Source organism: Bradyrhizobium sp. i1.15.2, assembly GCF_040548425.1.
Classification (GTDB): domain Bacteria; phylum Pseudomonadota; class Alphaproteobacteria; order Rhizobiales; family Xanthobacteraceae; genus Bradyrhizobium; species Bradyrhizobium canariense.
Window position 1 is genome coordinate 1 of the sequence record NZ_JBEPRQ010000027.1, and the last position, 17,082, is coordinate 17,082.

The following is a 17,082-nucleotide window of genomic DNA, read 5'->3' on the forward strand; positions in this document are numbered from 1 at the left end:
GTACTCGTCCGAATAAGAACGTCGCTGCCGTTTCGTCATCTGACACCTCTTGCTGTCTAAGCTATAGGTGTCCACCGATTTAGGGGAGGCTCAGAGTCCCACCGCGGAGACAATCTGGATTGCTTCGCTGCGCTCGCAATGACGGAGTGTGGGCTATCAGCCGGGACTACATCACCACCGGCGCATCCGGCAGCTCGTTCGCATGCGGGCCCTGCGGCGGGAAATGCCTTGCCAGCTCGCGGGACACCGCCTCGATGCCGTCGATCACGCCGCGTTCGAATTGCCCTAATCTGAACTCCGCCTCCATCGCGCGGCAGATGCTCTCCCAGCCCTCGGCGCCAACCTTCGCATCGATACCGCGGTCGGCGATGATCTCGACATCGCGGTCGGCGAGCAGGAGATAGATCAGGACGCCGTTGTTGTGCGCGGTGTCCCAGATGCGCAGTTGCGAGAACACGTCGAGCGCGCGCTCGCGCGCCGGCTGGTTGCGAAACAGCGGACCGCCGTCGAGCGCGCCTTCGACCACGAACCGGACCTGACCGGAATGGCTGGCTTCGCCGCGCTTGATCGCCTGCTCGATGCGGTCGAGCACGCCCTTAGGAAACACCTGCTTGGCACGCCAATGATGCTGGAGCAGATGCCGGGTGATGCGCTTGATGCTCATGACCTACCAGCTCCCCGAGGCGCCGCCGCCGCCAAAACTGCCGCCACCGCCACTGAAGCCGCCACTCGACGACGACCCGCTGCTCCAGCCGCCGGATGACGGGCCGCTCGACCACGAGCCGCGACGCGACGACCCCGTGCCCGATCCCGCCCCAAACAGATCGGCGATAAACGTCAGGACAGCGCCGAGCACACCGACGCCCAGTCCAACGACCGCGGAGCCGATCACGAACCAGGCGAGGACACCAACGATCGCTCCCGTTATTCCCGAACCGAACAGCCGCCCGAATATGGAGCGCAGGATGCCGCCGATCACCAGCGGGCCGAACAGCAGGAAGTAAAAAAGCGGCTCGACGTCGTTCCAATCGCCGAAATTCACGCTGCGCGAGGGCGTCGGCAGCGGCTCGCCGTCGATGACGCGGATCATGCGATCGACGCCTGCCGTGATGCCGCCGGCGAAATCACCGCTCCTGAATTTCGGCGTGATGGCTTCATCGATGATGCGCCGCGACGTGACGTCGGTGAGCGCGCCCTCGAGGCCGTAACCGACCTCGATGCGCAAATGCCGGTCGTTCTTGGCCACGACGAGGATGGCGCCGTCATCGACCTTCTTGCGCCCGATCTTCCAGGCCTCCGCAACGCGGATCGCGAATTGCTCGATCGTCTCCGGATCCGTCGTCGGCACGATCAGGACGGCGACCTGGCTGCCCTTGCGCGTCTCGAAGTCCTGCAGCTTTTGCGACAACGCGGCGATGTCACCGCTGGAGAGCGTGCCGGTCTGATCGACCACGCGGCCGGTGAGTTGGGGTATGGCGACATCGGCCGAGGCGGGAAGCGCAAAGGTGAGGAAGAATGAGAATGCGACAGCGACTATCGCTCGCCACACATGGGCTGTCATCGCCCGGCTTGACCGGGCGATCCAGTATTCCAGAGACGCCGGCGGGATACGGCGAAGCCGCGGCGTACTGGATTCCCCGCTTTGGCGGGGAATGACAGTAGTGGGTGGGGCGAAGCGCGTTCGCAAAACAGTGCGCACTTACTTCGACGGCGCGGGCGCCGGATTGAAATCGACCTTCGGTGCGGTCGAGATTTCCTTCTCGTTCCCGACCGTGAAGTTCGGCTTCTCCTTGTAGCCGAACATCATCGCGGTGACGTTGCTCGGGAACGACCGGATGGTGACGTTGTAGTCCTGGACCGCCTTGATGTAGCGGTTGCGCGCCACCGTGATGCGGTTCTCGGTGCCCTCGAGCTGCGACATCAAATCCTTGAACAGCGCATCCGACTTGAGCTGCGGGTAGTTCTCGGTGACCACGAGCAGCCGCGACAGCGCGCCGGAGAGCTCGCCCTGGGCGGCCTGGAATTTCTGGAATGCGGCGGGATCGTTCAGCACCTCGGGCGTCGCCTGGATGCTGCCGACCTTGGCGCGGGCATTGGTGACGCCGAGCAGCACGTCCTTCTCCTGCTGCGCAAAACCCTTCACCGAGTTGACGAGATTGGGCACGAGATCGGCGCGGCGCTGATACTGGTTCACGACCTCGGACCAGTTGGCCTTGATCTGCTCGTCCTCGCTCTGGATCGCGTTGTAGCCGCAATTGGTGAGGCTCAACGAGGCCAGCGCCGCCAGTACGGTCAGGATCTTGCGCATCAAATTTCTCCCGGTGGAATCGGGTGCAAGCTACCAGATTGCGCGCGCGAGATGCCAGACATCTTGTCCGGGCCGAGGCCGCGAAATGCAGCCGATGTACGCAAGCCTCTTGCTTAATCCCGGCTGTAATAGTCAACTTGAGGGAACAATAATACCGGGTCGGGAACGCCAGGGGAACGCGATGAGTTCGTTCGAGACCATCCTCGTGGAGAGGCCGGAGCCGGCGATTGCCCGGATCGTGATGAACCGGCCCGACGCGCGCAACGCGCAGAACCTGCAAATGACCTACGATCTCAACGCCGCTTTCGATGAGGCGGTGCAGGACGATTCGGTCAAGGTGATCATTCTCGCCGGCAACGGTCCGCACTTCTCCTCGGGCCATGATTTGCGGCCCGGCAGCAAGAATGAAGCCGGCGTGGATTTTCCGCCGATCGGGAATTGGGGCGGTTTCGCCGAAGCAAACGCTCATGGCCGCTTCGCGCGCGAGCAGGAAATCTATCTCCAGATCACGCGGCGCTGGCGCAACCTCGCCAAGCCGACCATTGCCGAGGTGCACGGCAAGTGCATCGCCGGCGGCCTGATGCTGGCCTGGGCCTGCGATCTGATCGTCGCCAGCGACGATGCGCAGTTCTGCGATCCCGTGGTCACCATGGGTGTCTGCGGCGTCGAATGGTTCGTGCACCCCTGGGAGCTCGGCCCGCGCAAGGCCAAGGAATTTCTATTCACGGCCGACGCGTGGAGCGCGCAGGAGGCGCACCAGCTCGGCATGGTCAACCGGGTCGTGCCGCGCGCAGAGCTTTCATCCGTCGTGCTGGAGCTGGCGCGCAAAATCGCGTCAAAACCGTCCTTTGCGCTGAAGCTGACCAAGGAAGCCGTGAACCGCTCGGTTGACGTGATGGGCCAGCCGGCCGCGATCGACCAGGCCTTTGCGCTGCATCAGCTCTGCCACGCGCATAATCTTCAGGAATTCGGCATGGTGGTCGATCCATCCGGCCTGCACCCCTCCGTGCGCAAGCCGCCGGCAGCCGCGGAGTAGACAGGATGGATCTCAATCTCACCGACGAGCAACGGCTGCTGCGCGAAAGCGCGGAGCGCTTCGTGGCCGAAAGCTACGATGCCGATCACCGCCGCAAGATGGCGAACGACCCGCTCGGCTTCAGCCCGGCGATGTGGACGCAATTCGCCGAACTCGGCTGGCTGGCATTACCGATCGCGGAGGAATTTGGCGGGCTTGGCGGCGGCGTGGTCGAGATCGGCATTTTGATGGACGCCTTCGGCCGCGGGCTGGTGTCGGAGCCGTATATCGCAACGGTCGTGCTTGGCGCTGCGTTGATCGAGCGGTGCGGCAGCACGGCGCAAAAGCAGGCCATCCTGCCGAAGATCGCGGATGGATCGTTGAAGCTCGCGTTCGCGCATTCCGAGCGCGCGGCGCGGTTCGATCTTGCCAAGGTTGCAACCACCGCCCACAAGACGGCGCAAGGCTGGCGCCTTGCCGGCAGCAAGGTTGCCGTGCTCGACGGTCATGCCGCCGACGAGATCATCGTCTCCGCGCATATCCATGATCATCAGGGACCGTCGGGCCGCATCGGCCTTTTCCTGGTGCCGGCGACGACGCCGAATGTTGCCATCTCCGACTACGAGCGCCTCGGCGGCGGGCGAGCTTGCAACATCGCGCTGTCGGACGTGCAACTGCCGGAGGATGCCTTGCTCGGCAACGGGCATGACGCGCTGCCGGCCATCGAATGGGCTGTTGACCGCGCCATGGCCGCGCTTGGCGCCGAGGCCGTCGGCATCATGCAGGTGCTGCTGGACACCACGCTGGAGTACACAAAAATCCGAAAGCAATTCGGCCGGCCGCTCTCGGCCAACCAGGTGATCCGCCACCGCCTCGCCGACATGGCGGTGCAGGTTGACGAAGCGCGCTCGATAGCGTTGCGCGCCGCGCTGAAGGTCGACGCCGATCCGGTCGAGCGCACGCGGGCCGCGTCGGGCGCGAAGGCGAAGATCGGCAAATCCGCGCGCTTCGTCGGCGAGCAGTCGATCCAGCTTCACGGCGGCATGGGCGTCACCGAGGAGCTCGAGGTCGGCGCTTATTTCAAGCGGCTGGTCGCGTTCGACACGCTGTTCGGCGGCAGCGCCCACCATTATGGCCGCCACGCCCGGCTTGGCCGCACCACCGTGCCAGCCTGACACAAGGAGCGCATCATGGACCTGTCGTTCAATGCCGAGGAGCGCGCCTTCCAGGACGAGGTGCGCGGCTTCATTGCGAAAAATCTCACCGAGGAGATGAAGCGCGCGACCGCGCTGACGCCGTCGGTGTTCTCCGACCCCGATATCGGCATGGCTTGGCAGCGCACGCTGCACAAGCAAGGCTGGGGCGCGCCGGGCTGGCCGTTCGAGCATGGCGGGCCGGATTGGACGCCGGCGCAGCGCTGGATTTTCGAGACGGAAAGTGCGCGGGCCGGGGTGCCCAATGTCAACGTGATGGGCGTGAAGATGGTCGGCCCCGTCATCATCGGTTTCGGCTCGGCGGAGCAGAAGAACTTCTACCTGCCGCGCATTCTCTCCGGCGAAGACTATTGGTGCCAGGGCTATTCCGAGCCGGGCTCCGGCTCCGATCTCTCTTCGCTGAAGACGCGCGCGGTGCGCGACGGTGACGACTACATCATCAACGGCACCAAGATCTGGACCACGCATGCCCACCACGCCAACCGCATGTTCGCGCTGGTGCGCACCAGCGACGGCCCGCGGCAGCAGGACGGCATCAGCTTCATCCTGATCGACATGAAGACGCCGGGCATCACGACGCGCCCGATCCTCACCATCGGCGGCGACCACGAGGTCAACCAGGTGTTCTTCGACGACGTGCGCGTTCCCGTGGCGAACCGCGTCGGCGAGGAAGGCAAGGGCTGGACCTACGGCAAGTATCTGCTCGAGTTCGAGCGCGGCTCCGGCATCGCCTCGGCAAAATTGCGCGAGGGGCTGAAGGCGGTCGCGGAGCTTGCCGAGTCCGACCTGACGGGGCGCGCCATCGACAGTCCCGACATCGCGACGCGCATCTCCGAGGTCGAGGTCGACATCGACGCGCTGGAGATGACCGAGCTGCGCGTGCTATCGGCGCTGCAGACCGGACAGAATCCCGGTGCGGTGTCGTCGATCCTGAAGCTGCGCAACAGCGAGATCCGGCAGGCCGTGACCCGGCTTGGCGCCGACGTGATCGGCCATGACGCCCTCGCGGTCGAGCCGATGCGCCCGCTCTACAGGCTCAACCATGAGCCGCCGATGCCGGAGGAGATGCTGACGGTGGTACCGGAATATCTCAACGGCCGCGCCTACACGATCTTCGGCGGCACCTCGGAGATCCAGCGCGATATTATTGCGAAGATGATGCTGGGGATTTAGCGCGAACTTTTTCCTCACCCTCGGTGTCGTCCCGGCGAAGGCCGGGACGACGAGTTGGATTTGTGGCGACAGCCAGCACGACAATGGCCGCTAACCGCCCACCTTCGCATCCCGGATCGCCTGCCAGATCTTCTGCGGCGTCAGCGGCGTATTCAGCTGGGTGATGCCGAGTTCGGCGAGCGCATCCATCACACCGTTGGTGACGCAGGGCGGACCGCCGATGGCGCCGGATTCGCCGCAGCCCTTGGCGCCGAGCGGATTGGTGCGGCAGGGCGCGGAATCGTCCAGCGTCACAACGATCGGCGGAACGTCGTCGGCGCGCGGGATGCAATAGTCCTGATAGCTCGCGGTGAGCAGCTGGCCGTCGGCATCATAGGACACGCCCTCATACAGCGCCTGACCGATGCCCTGTGCGACGCCGCCGTGGATCTGGCCGCTCACTAGCATCGGGTTCACGGCGACACCGACGTCGTCGACGGTGGTGTAGCGCACGACCTTGGACACGCCGGTCTCGGGGTCGATCTCGACCTCGCAGATATGGGTGCCGTTCGGCCAGCTCGGACCGTCGACCTCGCCTTCGGAATCGACGCTGAGTTTCGCGCCGCCTTCTTTCTCGGCAATGTCGAACAGGCTGATGCGGCGGTCGGTGCCGACCACGGTGAGCATGCCGCCCTGGTATTCGATGTCCTCGATCGAGGTCTCCAGCACGTTCGCCGCCTTCTCGCGCGCCTTCTGGATCAGATCGTTGGAGGAGACCGCGACCGCCGTGCCGCCGACGAACAGCGAACGCGAGCCGACGCTGCCGAAGCCCGTCGCCAGATCAGTATCGCCCTGGACCACGTCGATCTTGTCCATGGCAATGCCGAGCGTGTCGGAGATCATCTGGGTGTAGGTGGTCTGCAGCCCCTGCCCCATCGCCATGGTGCCGGAATGCAGGACGACACGGCCCTGCGCGGTCGCGTGCAGGCTTACCTTCTCGGTGTGGGCACGACCGCCGGTCCATTCGATATAGGAGGTGAGCCCACGGCCGTAGAGCAGGCCCTTCTTCTTCGCGGCCTTCTTGCGCGCGGCAAAGCCGTCCCAGTCCGCAAGCTTCACGGCGCGATCGAGCATGTGCGCGAAGGCGCCGGAGTCGTAAACCTGCCCCGCAGCATTGGTGTAGGGCAGTTGCGCCGGCTTGATGTAGTTGGCTTTCCGGATCGCGCGCGGGTCCATGCCGATTTTCCGCGCGGCCGCGTCGAACAGGCGTTCGACGATGAACACGGCCTCGGGCCGGCCCGCACCACGATAGGCACCGACCGGCGCGGTGTGGGTCATCACCGACTTCACCTCGAAATGCACCAGCGGCAAATCGTAGACGCCGGTCTGCACGAACGGGCCGAGCACCAGCGGAATGATGTTGGCCGCGCCCGAGGAATACGCGCCGGTACAGCCGATCGAGCTGACGCGATAGGCCAGCACCTTGCCTTTCTCGTCGAGTGCGAAGGAAGCGGTCGAGGTCAGATCGCGGCCATGGGTGCCGCCGACGAACTCGTCGGTGCGATCGCCGCGCCAGCGGATTTTTTTGTTCAGCTTGGTTGCGGCGTAAGCAACGATGCCGTCCTCGGGATAGAGGTTGGTCTTCTGGCCAAAGCCGCCGCCGATATCGCCGACCAGGACGCGCACGCTGTCCTTCGGCCGCTTCAGCACGGCCTCGGCCAGCACGTCGCGGGTCGAGGCGGGCGTCTGCGACTGCACATGCAGCAGAAGGCGGCCGGACGTCTTGTCGATCTCGGCAATGGTCGAGCGCGGCTCCATGGCCGACGGCACCAGGCGCTGGCTGACGAGATCGAGCTCGACGGTATGCGCCGCCTTGGCAAAAGCCTCGTCCACCTTGGCGGCATCGCCGTAGCTCATCGCGCCCACGATGTTGTCGGGCGCCTCCGGCCACACCAATGGCGCACCGGGCTTGACCGCCTCGACGGGATCGACCACGGCCGGCTGCACGTCATATTCGACCACGATCGCTTCGGCCGCGCTCTGCGCGTCGGCACGCGAGGAGGCCACCACGGCGGCCACGGCCTCGCCCGCATAGCGCACGATTTCGTGCGCCAGCAGGCGGCGTGGCGGCACCGTCATCGGCTTGCCGTCGGGGCGCTTGAAGATACTCAAGGTCGGGATGATTCCGATGTCGTCCTTGACGAGGTCGGCGCCGGTGTAGACCGCGGTCACGCCAGGCATCGCCGTGGCGGCGGCCGTGTCGATCGAGACGATCTTCGCGTGGGCATGCGGCGAGCGCAACAGGTACAACCACAGCGCGCCATCTTCCGGCTTGTCGTCGATGAACTGTCCCTTCCCGGTGAGCAGTCGCTGGTCTTCCAAACGCTTGACGGGCTGCCCCGCTCCGAAACGCAAATTGCCGGGAAGAATGTTCATTCCGTGGGGTCCTCAGGGTCTTTTCGAAACTGCGGGCCGCCTTTTAGCGGATCGATCAAGGGCATACCAGCCGCGCTTTTAGGCGGTATATCCGCGATTTCGTCATGCCCGGGCTTGTCCCGGGCATCCACGTACTTTTCGTGTGGAAGCGCGTGGATAGCCGGGACATAGGCGAGCGAAAGCGACGCCGTCCTTCGGACGGCTATGCCCGGCCATGACGAGAGGGGATGGCTACGCCAACTCCCGCAAGGCCGCTTCCACGACCTTGCGCGCATCGGCGGTGAGAGCGGTCTGCGGCGGGACGGGATCGCCGACGTCGTAGCCCTGGATGGCCAAGCCGGCCTTGATGCAAGCCGCCAGGTTGAAGCGGGCAAAAGCCTCGTTGATGCGCCACAGCTTGCGTTGGAGCGCCATCGCCTCGTCCCAGCGGCCAGCCTTGCAGAGATCGTAGAGCGCGACGCTCTGGCGTGGGATGATACAGGCGGGGCCCGCCATCCAGCCGAGCCCGCCGATCAGCATCACTGCGGCCGGAATGTGGGCGGAGGCCGAGAACACCCGCAAGGCATCGCCGCAGCGGTTCATGATCGAGAGCAGCCGGCCGGTGTTGGTCGAGGCGTCCTTGATGTAGCCGATGCGCGGATGCTCGGCGAGGCGCGCGATGGTGTCGAGGGTGAGATCGGAGCGCTGGAATTGCGGATTGGTGTAGATCACGACGGGGATGTTCACGGCATCCGCGATGGCGCGAAAATAGGATTCGATTTGGGCATCGGCGAGGGGGAAATACGCTTCCAGGATCGCCAGAATGCCGTCGGCACCGAGCTTCTGATATGCCTTCGCCTGCGCCACCGCGTCCGCCGTCGAGGTGGAGGCGACGCCCGCGACGACAGGCACACGCCCCTTGGCCGCCTCGATCGTGGTCTGCACGACCGCGGTACGTTGGGCGGCATTAAGATAGGCGAACTCGCCGGTCGAGCCGAGCGGGGTCAGACCGTGGACGCCAGCGCTTATCAGATCGTCGCAGAGCCTTGCGAGCACGTTCGTCCGCACTGCGCCGTCGGCAGCGACGGGCGAGACGAGATAGGGGAAGACGCCGCGAAAATCGGACATGTCAGCTGTAAATCCCGGAAACTGGCTTGCGCCTGACCGGTCTTACCAACGCTCGCGCCCGCGATCAAACCCTGATCAGCCGCACCCGCGTGCCCCAGGGATCGATCGCCTCCACGCCATTCGCCAGCGCCGTGACTTTCGCGCCGCCCTTGCGCAGGCGCTCGTCTTGGGCGGCAAGCAGGTCCGGCTTCTCCGTCACCAGCGAAAACCAGGCGAGCCCCGTTGCCTGATCGTCGCGTTGGCCGGCACCCTGGCTCTGCCAGACGTTCATGCCAAGGTGATGATGATAGTGCCCCGACGACAGGAACGCGGCACCGTTGCGGCTGCGGGTCGGGTCCAGGCCGATGGCACCGTGATAGAAGCGCTCAGCCTGCGTGAGGTCGCCGACGCGCAGATGCATGTGGCCGATGCGCATTCCGTCGGGCGCCTTGGCATAATCAGGCACGCGCGTATTGGTCAGCGACAGCAGGTCGGGAATGTTGAGCTCGTCGGCCGCCATCTTCACGCTGCCCTCGCTCCACTGCCATTGCGAGGGATCGCGGTCGGCATAGACCTCGATGCCGTTGCCTTCGGGGTCGTCGAGATAGACGGATTCGCTAACGAGGTGATCGGCAAAGCCCGACAGCGGCACACGATGCGAGGCCGCTGCGACCAACCAGCGCGCCAAGTCCTTGCGGGTCGGCATCAGGAACGCAGTGTGGTAAAGGCCGGCGGCGCTGCGTGGCTCGATCTCGGCATCAGGACGGGCCTCCAGCACCAGCAGGGTGATACCGGCCGTGCCGAGCCTTGCAGCAGTTGCCGAGCGCTCCATCACGGTGAGTCCGATGACGTCGCGATAGTAGTCCGCAACCTTGTCGAGACTCTTCACCCGGAGCGTCACCATGCCGACCCGCATCGGGGTGCGGCTGGCGTAGGTCGGCCCACCGCCCTGTGGTGCGCCCTCGGCGCGCGCCGCGCCCGCCGCCGCCATTGCAAGCGAGGTGGCGCCGGCGAGTTGAAGCAGGGTGCGGCGGGTGAGGTCGATGGTCATCGGTCAGGGCTCGCTGAAAGGTTTAGGGCCGTGCGGCGCAATTTCTCGATTGCTACACGTTGCCGTGAGCGGCTCCCAATCACATGTTCGTCGGCCGTGGTCTTACGGACCAGCTTTCCCTGCTCATTTCCTGGCCATCCGGCCAGTTTCACAATCGGCCGCGACATCCCAGATTGGGCGCAGCTTACAGGAGCCCCCCATGACCGACTCAACTCCCCTGACCTCGCTATCGTCGGCGCTCGCTGACGTCGTGGCGCGCACCGCGCCCTCCGTCGTCGCCGTGCATTCGCATCGCTCCCGCGCCACCGGCTTCGTCTGGAAACCCGGCCTGATCGTCACCGCCGACGAGGCGCTGGCCGACGAGGGCGACGTCGAGATCGGCCTCCCCGACGGCAGCACCGCGGCCGCCACGATCGCAGGCCGCGACCATACGACGGATGTCGCACTGCTGCGCGTCGATAGCGCGATTGCCCCGGTCAAGCTGGCCACAATTGTGCCGCCCCTCGGCGCGTTGTCGGTTGTTGTCGCCACCAACCGCGATGCGCCGAGCGCCGCGCTCGGCATGGTGTCGCTGTCCGGCAAGAGCTGGCGCTCCTTGCGCGGCGGCGACATCGACGCGCGGATCGAGCTCGACGTCCGCTTGCGCTCTAGCCAGCAGGGCGGCCTCGCGCTCGATGCATCGGGCGAAGCCTTCGGCATGGCCGTGCTCGGCCCGAGGCGTGTGCTGGTGATCCCGACAGCGACAATCGAGCGGGTCGCGGCCCAGTTAGAGGCGCGCGGCCGCATCGCACGCGGATATCTCGGCCTCGGGCTGCAGCCGGTCCGGCTCGACGACGGCGTCGGCGCGATGGTGATGAATGTCGACAAGGCCGGCCCTTCGGCGGCCGCCGGCATCCGCCAGGGCGACGTCATCGTCGCCGTCAACGACCAGAAGCTGTCCGGCGTACGCGCGCTGTCGCGGACGCTGGGTCCGGCTAGCGTCGGAGCGGTGGTTGATATCGCGGCGCGCCGCGGCGGCGAACCGGTCAGCTTCAAGGTCACGATCGGCGAGAGGCCGGCGGCGTGAGCGAGGATATCGCCCCCGAGATCGTTCTGGCCTTGGAGATCGACGATCCCGCTCTCGCCGATCGCCTGGCGGCTCTGCTCGGCCATATCGCCGGACTTCGCCTCGCCGAACCCGGCGAGAAGGCGGCCGCGACGATTGTCACCCGCGATCCGCGCATCATGCCTGAGGACATCGCGCTGACACAGCGCGAGCTCGATGTGCTGGCGTTGATGGCGGAAGGTGGCTCCAACAAGATGATCGCGCGTCAGCTCGGCATTTCCGTCCACACGGTCAAATTCCATGTCGGCTCGCTGCTCGACAAGCTCGACGCCACCGGCCGCACCGATGCGGTGGCACATGCGGCCCGCCGCGGCGTGATCGAACTCTAGAGCGGGTGCGGCGGGAAGCTGAGCTGAACCGTGAGGCCCGGCGCGTTGTCGTGCAGGGCAATCTCGGCGCCATGGAGGCGGGCGACCGCGGCGACCAGGCTTAAGCCGAGGCCGTTACCGGGGGTGTAGCGACTCTGTTCGAGCCGGTAGAAGCGCTTGAACACATGATCGCGCTCATCAGTGGGAATGCCGGGACCATCGTCGGCGATCGCGATCGTCGCACCGCCGTCGGTGCGGCGGCAGGTGACGATCACCTGCCCGCCTTCGCAGCCGTGCTTGATCGCGTTGTCGACGAGATTGGCGATGGCGTCGAACAGGAGGTCGCGATCGCCTGTGATCGCCACCTCGCGATCGCCGCCGAGGCTGAGCCGCGTCGCAACCTGTTCGGCGGCGGCATCGTAGAGCTCGACTACCTCGCCGGCGATTTCGGTGAGATCAAGCGTGCGAAACGCGCTGCGGCGGGCGCGGGTCTCGATCTCCGAGATGCGGGTGATCGAGGCAAACATGCCGAGCACCGCGTCGAGATCGGCGATGGTGTCACCAATCAGAGCCGCGTCGGCCTCGCCGTTGCGAGGGGCGTGATAGGCCTTCTCCAGCCGGCCCCGCATGCGCGTCAGCGGCGTACGCAAATCATGGGCGACGTTGTCGCTGACCTGCTTGACCTCGCCCATCAGTGTCTCGATGCGGTCGAGCATCTGGTTGAGGTTTTCGGCGACGCGGTCCCACTCGTCGTGACTGCCGCGCAAGGGAATGCGCTGGTCGAGGCCCGACATCATGATGGCGCGGCTGGTGGCGTTGATCTCCTCGATTCGCCCGACCGTGCGGCGCGTCACCAGCACCGCGGCGAGCCCGGCGAGCACCAGCATCAGCACCGCGACAGCGGCCATTGCGAGTTCGATCATCGCGGTGAAGCCGCTGTGATCGCCGGCATCGCCGACACGGTTCTGCACATAGGCGATCGTGCCGAAATAGACATAGGCCATGATCGCCGCGACGATCAGCCCAAATGCTGCGATCGCGATCAGCGCAAGGCGGAAGGTCGAGGAGCGGAGCGTTTTAGCCAGGAGCACGGAGACAATATCCGATGCCGCGGATGGTGTGGATCAGCGGATAGGCCTGGGCATCATCGACCTTGCGACGGACGCGCCCGACATAGACGTCGATGATGTTGGTGGAGGGATCGAAATGCAGATCCCAGACATGCTGGAGCAGCATCGCACGCGAGACGACGCGGCCCTCGTTGCGGACGAGATATTCGAGCAGTTGGAATTCCCGCGGCAACAGCGGAATCTTCCGGCCGCGGCGGCTCGCGCTACGTGCGATCAGGTCGATGGCGAGATCGCCGACCCGCAGGATCGTCTCCTTGGCAACGGTGTCGCTGCGCCGGCCGAGCGCCTCCAGCCGCGCCAGCAATTCGGTGAAGGAGAACGGCTTGACCAGATAGTCGTCGCCGCCGGCCCGCAAGCCGCGCACGCGGTCGTCGACTTCGCCAAGTGCGGAGATGATCAGGAACGGCGCGGCGATGCCGTCGTCGCGCAACTGGCGCATCACGCTGATGCCGTCGATGTCGGGCAGCATGCGGTCGATGGTGATCACGGCATAGTCGCGCGCGGCGCCGTGGCTGAGGGCCTCGCGCCCGGTGGCGGCGAGATCGACGTCGTAGCCGGAAATCGTCAGCTCCTCGACGAGCTGGCCTGCGGTTTCGGCATCGTCCTCGACGACCAGAATGCGGCGGTGACCTCCGGACATGACAAACTCCGCGCGACGATCGCCACCAGACTATCCCGTTCCGGGGCTGAGCGGAACCGTCCGATGACGATCGCGACAATGGTGCGGTACGGCGATGCTAGTACCAAGAGTCTCCGCACACATTGACCCATTGCCACCCATAGGGCGTCCAGCTCCTGCGCCAGCAGCCGTCATTGTAGCCGGCATAGATGAAAGGTGCTCCGAAGAAGAAGCGATGGTGGTGCCGGAAGAAGGCGTGGCGGCCGATGAAGGGCCTGCCGTGCCAGCCGGAGCCAGCGAAGCGCGGCCCGATCGCCGCATGCGCGAAGCGGGCGCCGCCGAAGCCCGGTCCGCCGACATGGGCGAAACGGGCGCCACCCATGCCGCCAACGTGCATGCCGCCGAAGCCACCGGCGTGCATGCCACCCCCAAAGCCTCCCGCGTGCATGCCGCCGCCACCGAAATGCCCGCCACCGCCAAAGCCGCCATGACCTCCGCCGCCAAAACCACCACCGCCGTGGCCGCCGCCTCCACCGCCGCCACGGGCGAGCACCGGTGAAGCGAGCGCCATCACCGCTGCGATCGTCACCGCAGTGAGGCCTTTGAAAAGCCTGTTGTCCATCGAAGCATCCTCCGTACTGCGCGGCGATATTTCTGCCGCGCGAGAAGGATCAGATGAGAGGAAGAGACCGGCACCTTCAACTTACAAACGCGCCAGATTCTGACGCGGAAGTTAGGGAGACGGACCCGCGCTCTCTCCTCGTCATTGCGAGGAGCCCTTGCGACGAAGCAATCCAGAGTCCCGCCGCGGAAAGATTCTGGATTGCTTCGCTGCGCTCGCAATGACGACGCGGATAGAACTCTCGATATATCGAGCAGCGATCCGACACCTCCCAGCAGAAGAGCGGGGAGAGGTTAGAAGCTACGCCCGCTTGCCGCCGTTTTTCTCGGCCGCGCGGCGCAGCGCTTCCGCGAGGGCGCCGCCGCCGGAAGATTCCTGCTGGCGCGGGGCCGACGAGGTCATACGGGACGGATTGCGCGAGCTGTTGTCCCGCTGCATGCCCGGCGCGTCCTTCTTGGCGCCGACTTCGTCGTCGAGGCGCAATGTCAGCGAGATGCGCTTGCGCGCGACTTCGAAGTCCAGCACCTTGACCTTGACGATGTCGCCGGGCTTCACCACCTCGCGCGGATCCTTGATGTAGGTCCTGGACATCGCCGAGATGTGCACGAGGCCGTCCTGGTGCACGCCGATGTCGACGAAGGCGCCGAACGCGGCGACGTTGGTCACGGTACCTTCGAGGATCATGCCCTTCTTGAGGTGCTTGATCTCCTCGACGCCGTCCATGAACACCGCGGCCTTGAACGCCGGACGCGGGTCGCGGCCGGGCTTCTCGAGCTCGCGCAGGATGTCGGTGACGGTCGGCAGACCAAACGTCTCGTCCACAAAGTCTTTCGGCTTCAGCGTGCGAACGATGTCGCTGCTGCCGATCAGCGCCTTGATGTCGCTTTTGGTGGCGCTGAGAATCCGGCGCACCACCGGATACGCTTCCGGATGCACGCCGGAGGCGTCGAGCGGGTCCTCGCCGCCGAGGATGCGCAGGAAGCCCGCGCACTGCTCGAACGCCTTGGGGCCGAGCCGCGGCACGTCCTTCAGCGCCTTCCGCGACTTGAACGGACCGTTGGCGTCGCGGTGTGCCACGATGCTCGAGGCAAGGCCGGAACCGACGCCCGACACGCGCGCGAGCAGTGGTGCGGACGCGGTGTTGACGTCGACGCCGACCGCATTCACGCAGTCTTCGACCACGGCGTCGAGCGATTTCGCGAGCTTGGCCTGGCCGAGGTCGTGCTGGTACTGGCCGACGCCGATCGCCTTGGGTTCGATCTTGACGAGCTCGGCGAGCGGATCCTGAAGCCGCCGCGCGATCGACACCGCACCGCGCAGGGTGACATCGAGGCCCGGCAACTCCTCCGAGGCGAAAGCCGAGGCCGAATAGACCGACGCGCCAGCTTCCGACACCACGATCTTGGTCATCTTCAAGTCGGGCAGGCCCTTGACGAGGTCGGCCGCGAGCTTGTCGGTCTCGCGCGAGGCGGTGCCGTTGCCGATCGCGATCAGCTCGACGCGATGCTTCAATGCGAGCTTGCCGAGGATCGCAAGCGCCTCGTTCCACTGTCGCTGCGGCTCGTGCGGATAGATCACGGCAGTATCCACCACCTTGCCGGTCGCATCGGTGACGGCAACCTTGACGCCGGTGCGGAAGCCGGGATCGAGTCCCATGGTGACGCGGGTGCCGGCCGGCGCGGCCAGCAGGAGGTCGCGCAGGTTCGAGGCGAACACGCGCACGGCCTCGGTCTCGGCCGCATTCCACAGCCGCATGCGCAGGTCGATGTTGAGATGCACCTGGATCTTGGTGCGCCAGGCCCAGCGCACGGTGTCGATCATCCAGCGGTCGCCGGCGCGCTTGAGGTCGGCGATGCCGAACCGCTTCATGATCTTCAGCTCATAGACGCTCGGCACGCCCGGCGGCGATGCTTCGGCCTCGGCCTGGATCTGGAGATCGAGGATCTCTTCCTTCTCGCCGCGGAACATCGCGAGGATGCGGTGCGAGGGCAGCTTCGTCAGCGGCTCGGAGAACTCGAAATAATCGGCAAACTTTTCGCCCTCCGTCTTCTTGCCGTCGCGCACCTTGGAGGCCATGCGCGCATTGGTCCACACCTCTTCGCGAAGCGCGCCGATCAGGTCGGCGTCTTCGTCGAAACGCTCGACGAGGATGGCGCGGGCGCCGTCGAGCGCCGCAGCGGCATCAGCAACACCCTTCTCGGCATTGACGAAGGCCTCAGCGACGACCTTCGGATCGTTGGTGGGGTCGGCCATGAGCTGATTGGCGAGCGGCTCGAGGCCGGCTTCCTTGGCGATCTCCGCCTTGGTGCGGCGCTTCGGCTTGAACGGCAGATAGATGTCTTCGAGGCGCGCCTTGCTGTCGGCGGCGAGAATGGAGGCTTCCAGCGCGGCATCGAGCTTGCCCTGCTCGCGGACCGATTCGAGGATGGCCTTGCGGCGGTCCTCGAGCTCGCGCAGGTAACCCAGGCGCTCCTCCAGCGTGCGCAATTGCGCATCGTCGAGCGCACCGGTCGCTTCCTTGCGGTAGCGGGCGATGAAGGGAACCGTGGCGCCGCCGTCGAGCAGCGCCACTGTCGCCTCGACCTGCTCCGCCCGAACCCCAAGCTCCTGCGCAATTTTCTGGTTGATATTTGCCACGCGAGAACCCCTCTATCCAAGCACGCATCGCGGAGGCGAACCACCGGCTGCGGGACGCCGCTTATGGACCAATCGGGGTTGATTCATCAAGGTGCGGCGGACGATCGTCGACAAGGGATTTTTTGTCGAACCGATGCGATCTCGCCACAATCGTGAGGGGCGGCGAGGACGACGCACATACTCCATCGTCGTCCTGGCGAAGGCCAGGACCCATAGCGCGTGATTCATCGATTGTAGGCGGTAGGCGTACCGAACGACGAGACTTCGCCAAATGCCCCCTGGGTCATGCGTCCTGGCGCTCGCCAGGACGACGATGGGATTGCCTCGACACCTTGACAGGCGCCCCGGTTCAGCGGCTGTTTTGTCGGCCGGGCTCCTGAACCCCATGTGAGGACTATC

15 protein-coding genes are annotated in these 17,082 nt (G+C 65.5%); 5 read left to right on the forward strand and 10 right to left on the reverse strand.

Annotated features, from left to right (window positions below; genetic code table 11):
- Window positions 1–166: 166 nt before the first annotated feature.
- The 3 genes from ABIB80_RS31900 to ABIB80_RS31910 form a co-directional block, all read right to left on the reverse strand.
- Window positions 167–664 (reverse strand): TPM domain-containing protein, encoded by a 498-nt coding sequence (locus ABIB80_RS31900; protein ID WP_007596533.1) that lies wholly within the window; start codon window positions 662–664, stop codon window positions 167–169.
- Between the two features lie 3 nt (window positions 665–667).
- Window positions 668–1,561 (reverse strand): TPM domain-containing protein, encoded by an 894-nt coding sequence (locus ABIB80_RS31905; protein ID WP_007596534.1) that lies wholly within the window; start codon window positions 1,559–1,561, stop codon window positions 668–670.
- A 138-nt stretch (window positions 1,562–1,699) separates the two neighbouring features.
- Complete coding sequence (locus tag ABIB80_RS31910; protein ID WP_007596535.1) at window positions 1,700–2,308, reverse strand: LemA family protein; 609 nt, start codon at window positions 2,306–2,308, stop codon at window positions 1,700–1,702.
- A 181-nt stretch (window positions 2,309–2,489) separates the two neighbouring features.
- Here ABIB80_RS31910 and ABIB80_RS31915 point away from each other — a divergent pair, with 181 nt between their 5' ends.
- From ABIB80_RS31915 to ABIB80_RS31925, 3 genes are read left to right on the forward strand one after another with little or no spacing between them, the layout of a single operon-like run.
- Window positions 2,490–3,344 carry an enoyl-CoA hydratase gene (locus tag ABIB80_RS31915; RefSeq protein WP_007596537.1) on the forward strand — a complete coding sequence of 285 codons (855 nt, stop codon included), beginning with the start codon at window positions 2,490–2,492 and terminating at the stop codon, window positions 3,342–3,344.
- 5 nt (window positions 3,345–3,349) lie between these two features.
- Window positions 3,350–4,498 (forward strand): acyl-CoA dehydrogenase family protein, encoded by a 1,149-nt coding sequence (locus ABIB80_RS31920; protein ID WP_354128967.1) that lies wholly within the window; start codon window positions 3,350–3,352, stop codon window positions 4,496–4,498.
- A gap of 15 nt (window positions 4,499–4,513) precedes the next feature.
- Window positions 4,514–5,710, forward strand: a complete 1,197-nt coding sequence (locus tag ABIB80_RS31925; RefSeq protein WP_007596541.1) for an acyl-CoA dehydrogenase family protein — start codon at window positions 4,514–4,516, stop codon at window positions 5,708–5,710.
- A 90-nt stretch (window positions 5,711–5,800) separates the two neighbouring features.
- On the opposite strand, the gene ABIB80_RS31930 is transcribed toward ABIB80_RS31925, so the two are convergent.
- The 3 genes from ABIB80_RS31930 to ABIB80_RS31940 form a co-directional block, all read right to left on the reverse strand.
- Window positions 5,801–8,125 carry a xanthine dehydrogenase family protein molybdopterin-binding subunit gene (locus ABIB80_RS31930; protein WP_007596542.1) on the reverse strand — a complete coding sequence of 775 codons (2,325 nt, stop codon included), beginning with the start codon at window positions 8,123–8,125 and terminating at the stop codon, window positions 5,801–5,803.
- 231 nt (window positions 8,126–8,356) lie between these two features.
- The gene (locus ABIB80_RS31935) at window positions 8,357–9,232 is read right to left on the reverse strand and encodes a dihydrodipicolinate synthase family protein (RefSeq protein ID WP_007596544.1); all 876 of its coding nucleotides are present in this window, start codon (window positions 9,230–9,232) and stop codon (window positions 8,357–8,359) included.
- A gap of 64 nt (window positions 9,233–9,296) precedes the next feature.
- A complete protein-coding gene (locus ABIB80_RS31940; protein ID WP_007596546.1) occupies window positions 9,297–10,262 on the reverse strand; it encodes a VOC family protein in 966 nt (321 codons plus the stop codon).
- 199 nt (window positions 10,263–10,461) lie between these two features.
- Here ABIB80_RS31940 and ABIB80_RS31945 point away from each other — a divergent pair, with 199 nt between their 5' ends.
- Together ABIB80_RS31945 and ABIB80_RS31950 are read left to right on the forward strand one after the other, a co-directional pair.
- Window positions 10,462–11,328 (forward strand): S1C family serine protease, encoded by an 867-nt coding sequence (locus ABIB80_RS31945; RefSeq protein WP_007596547.1) that lies wholly within the window; start codon window positions 10,462–10,464, stop codon window positions 11,326–11,328.
- Window positions 11,325–11,696: a response regulator transcription factor gene (locus ABIB80_RS31950; protein ID WP_007596549.1), complete on the forward strand. Its 372-nt coding sequence runs from the start codon at window positions 11,325–11,327 to the stop codon at window positions 11,694–11,696. Before ABIB80_RS31945 ends, ABIB80_RS31950 begins: the two co-directional genes overlap by 4 nt.
- Here the strand turns inward: ABIB80_RS31950 and ABIB80_RS31955 are convergent.
- The 4 genes from ABIB80_RS31955 to ABIB80_RS31970 all read right to left on the reverse strand — a co-directional run bounded on the left by ABIB80_RS31955 (window position 11,693) and on the right by ABIB80_RS31970 (window position 16,683).
- On the reverse strand, window positions 11,693–12,766 hold the full coding sequence (locus ABIB80_RS31955; protein ID WP_007596551.1) for a sensor histidine kinase: 1,074 nt from the start codon (window positions 12,764–12,766) through the stop codon (window positions 11,693–11,695). The two genes, ABIB80_RS31950 and ABIB80_RS31955, sit on opposite strands and share 4 nt — an antisense overlap.
- Window positions 12,753–13,445, reverse strand: coding sequence for a response regulator transcription factor (locus ABIB80_RS31960; RefSeq protein ID WP_007596553.1), 693 nt, complete (start codon window positions 13,443–13,445; stop codon window positions 12,753–12,755). Before ABIB80_RS31960 ends, ABIB80_RS31955 begins: the two co-directional genes overlap by 14 nt.
- Window positions 13,446–13,542: 97 nt before the next feature.
- Window positions 13,543–14,046 (reverse strand): hypothetical protein, encoded by a 504-nt coding sequence (locus ABIB80_RS31965; RefSeq protein WP_007596555.1) that lies wholly within the window; start codon window positions 14,044–14,046, stop codon window positions 13,543–13,545.
- A 300-nt stretch (window positions 14,047–14,346) separates the two neighbouring features.
- Entirely contained in the window at window positions 14,347–16,683 is a 2,337-nt protein-coding gene (locus ABIB80_RS31970; RefSeq protein ID WP_007596557.1) for a Tex family protein, read from the reverse strand.
- Window positions 16,684–17,082: the final 399 nt, after the last annotated feature.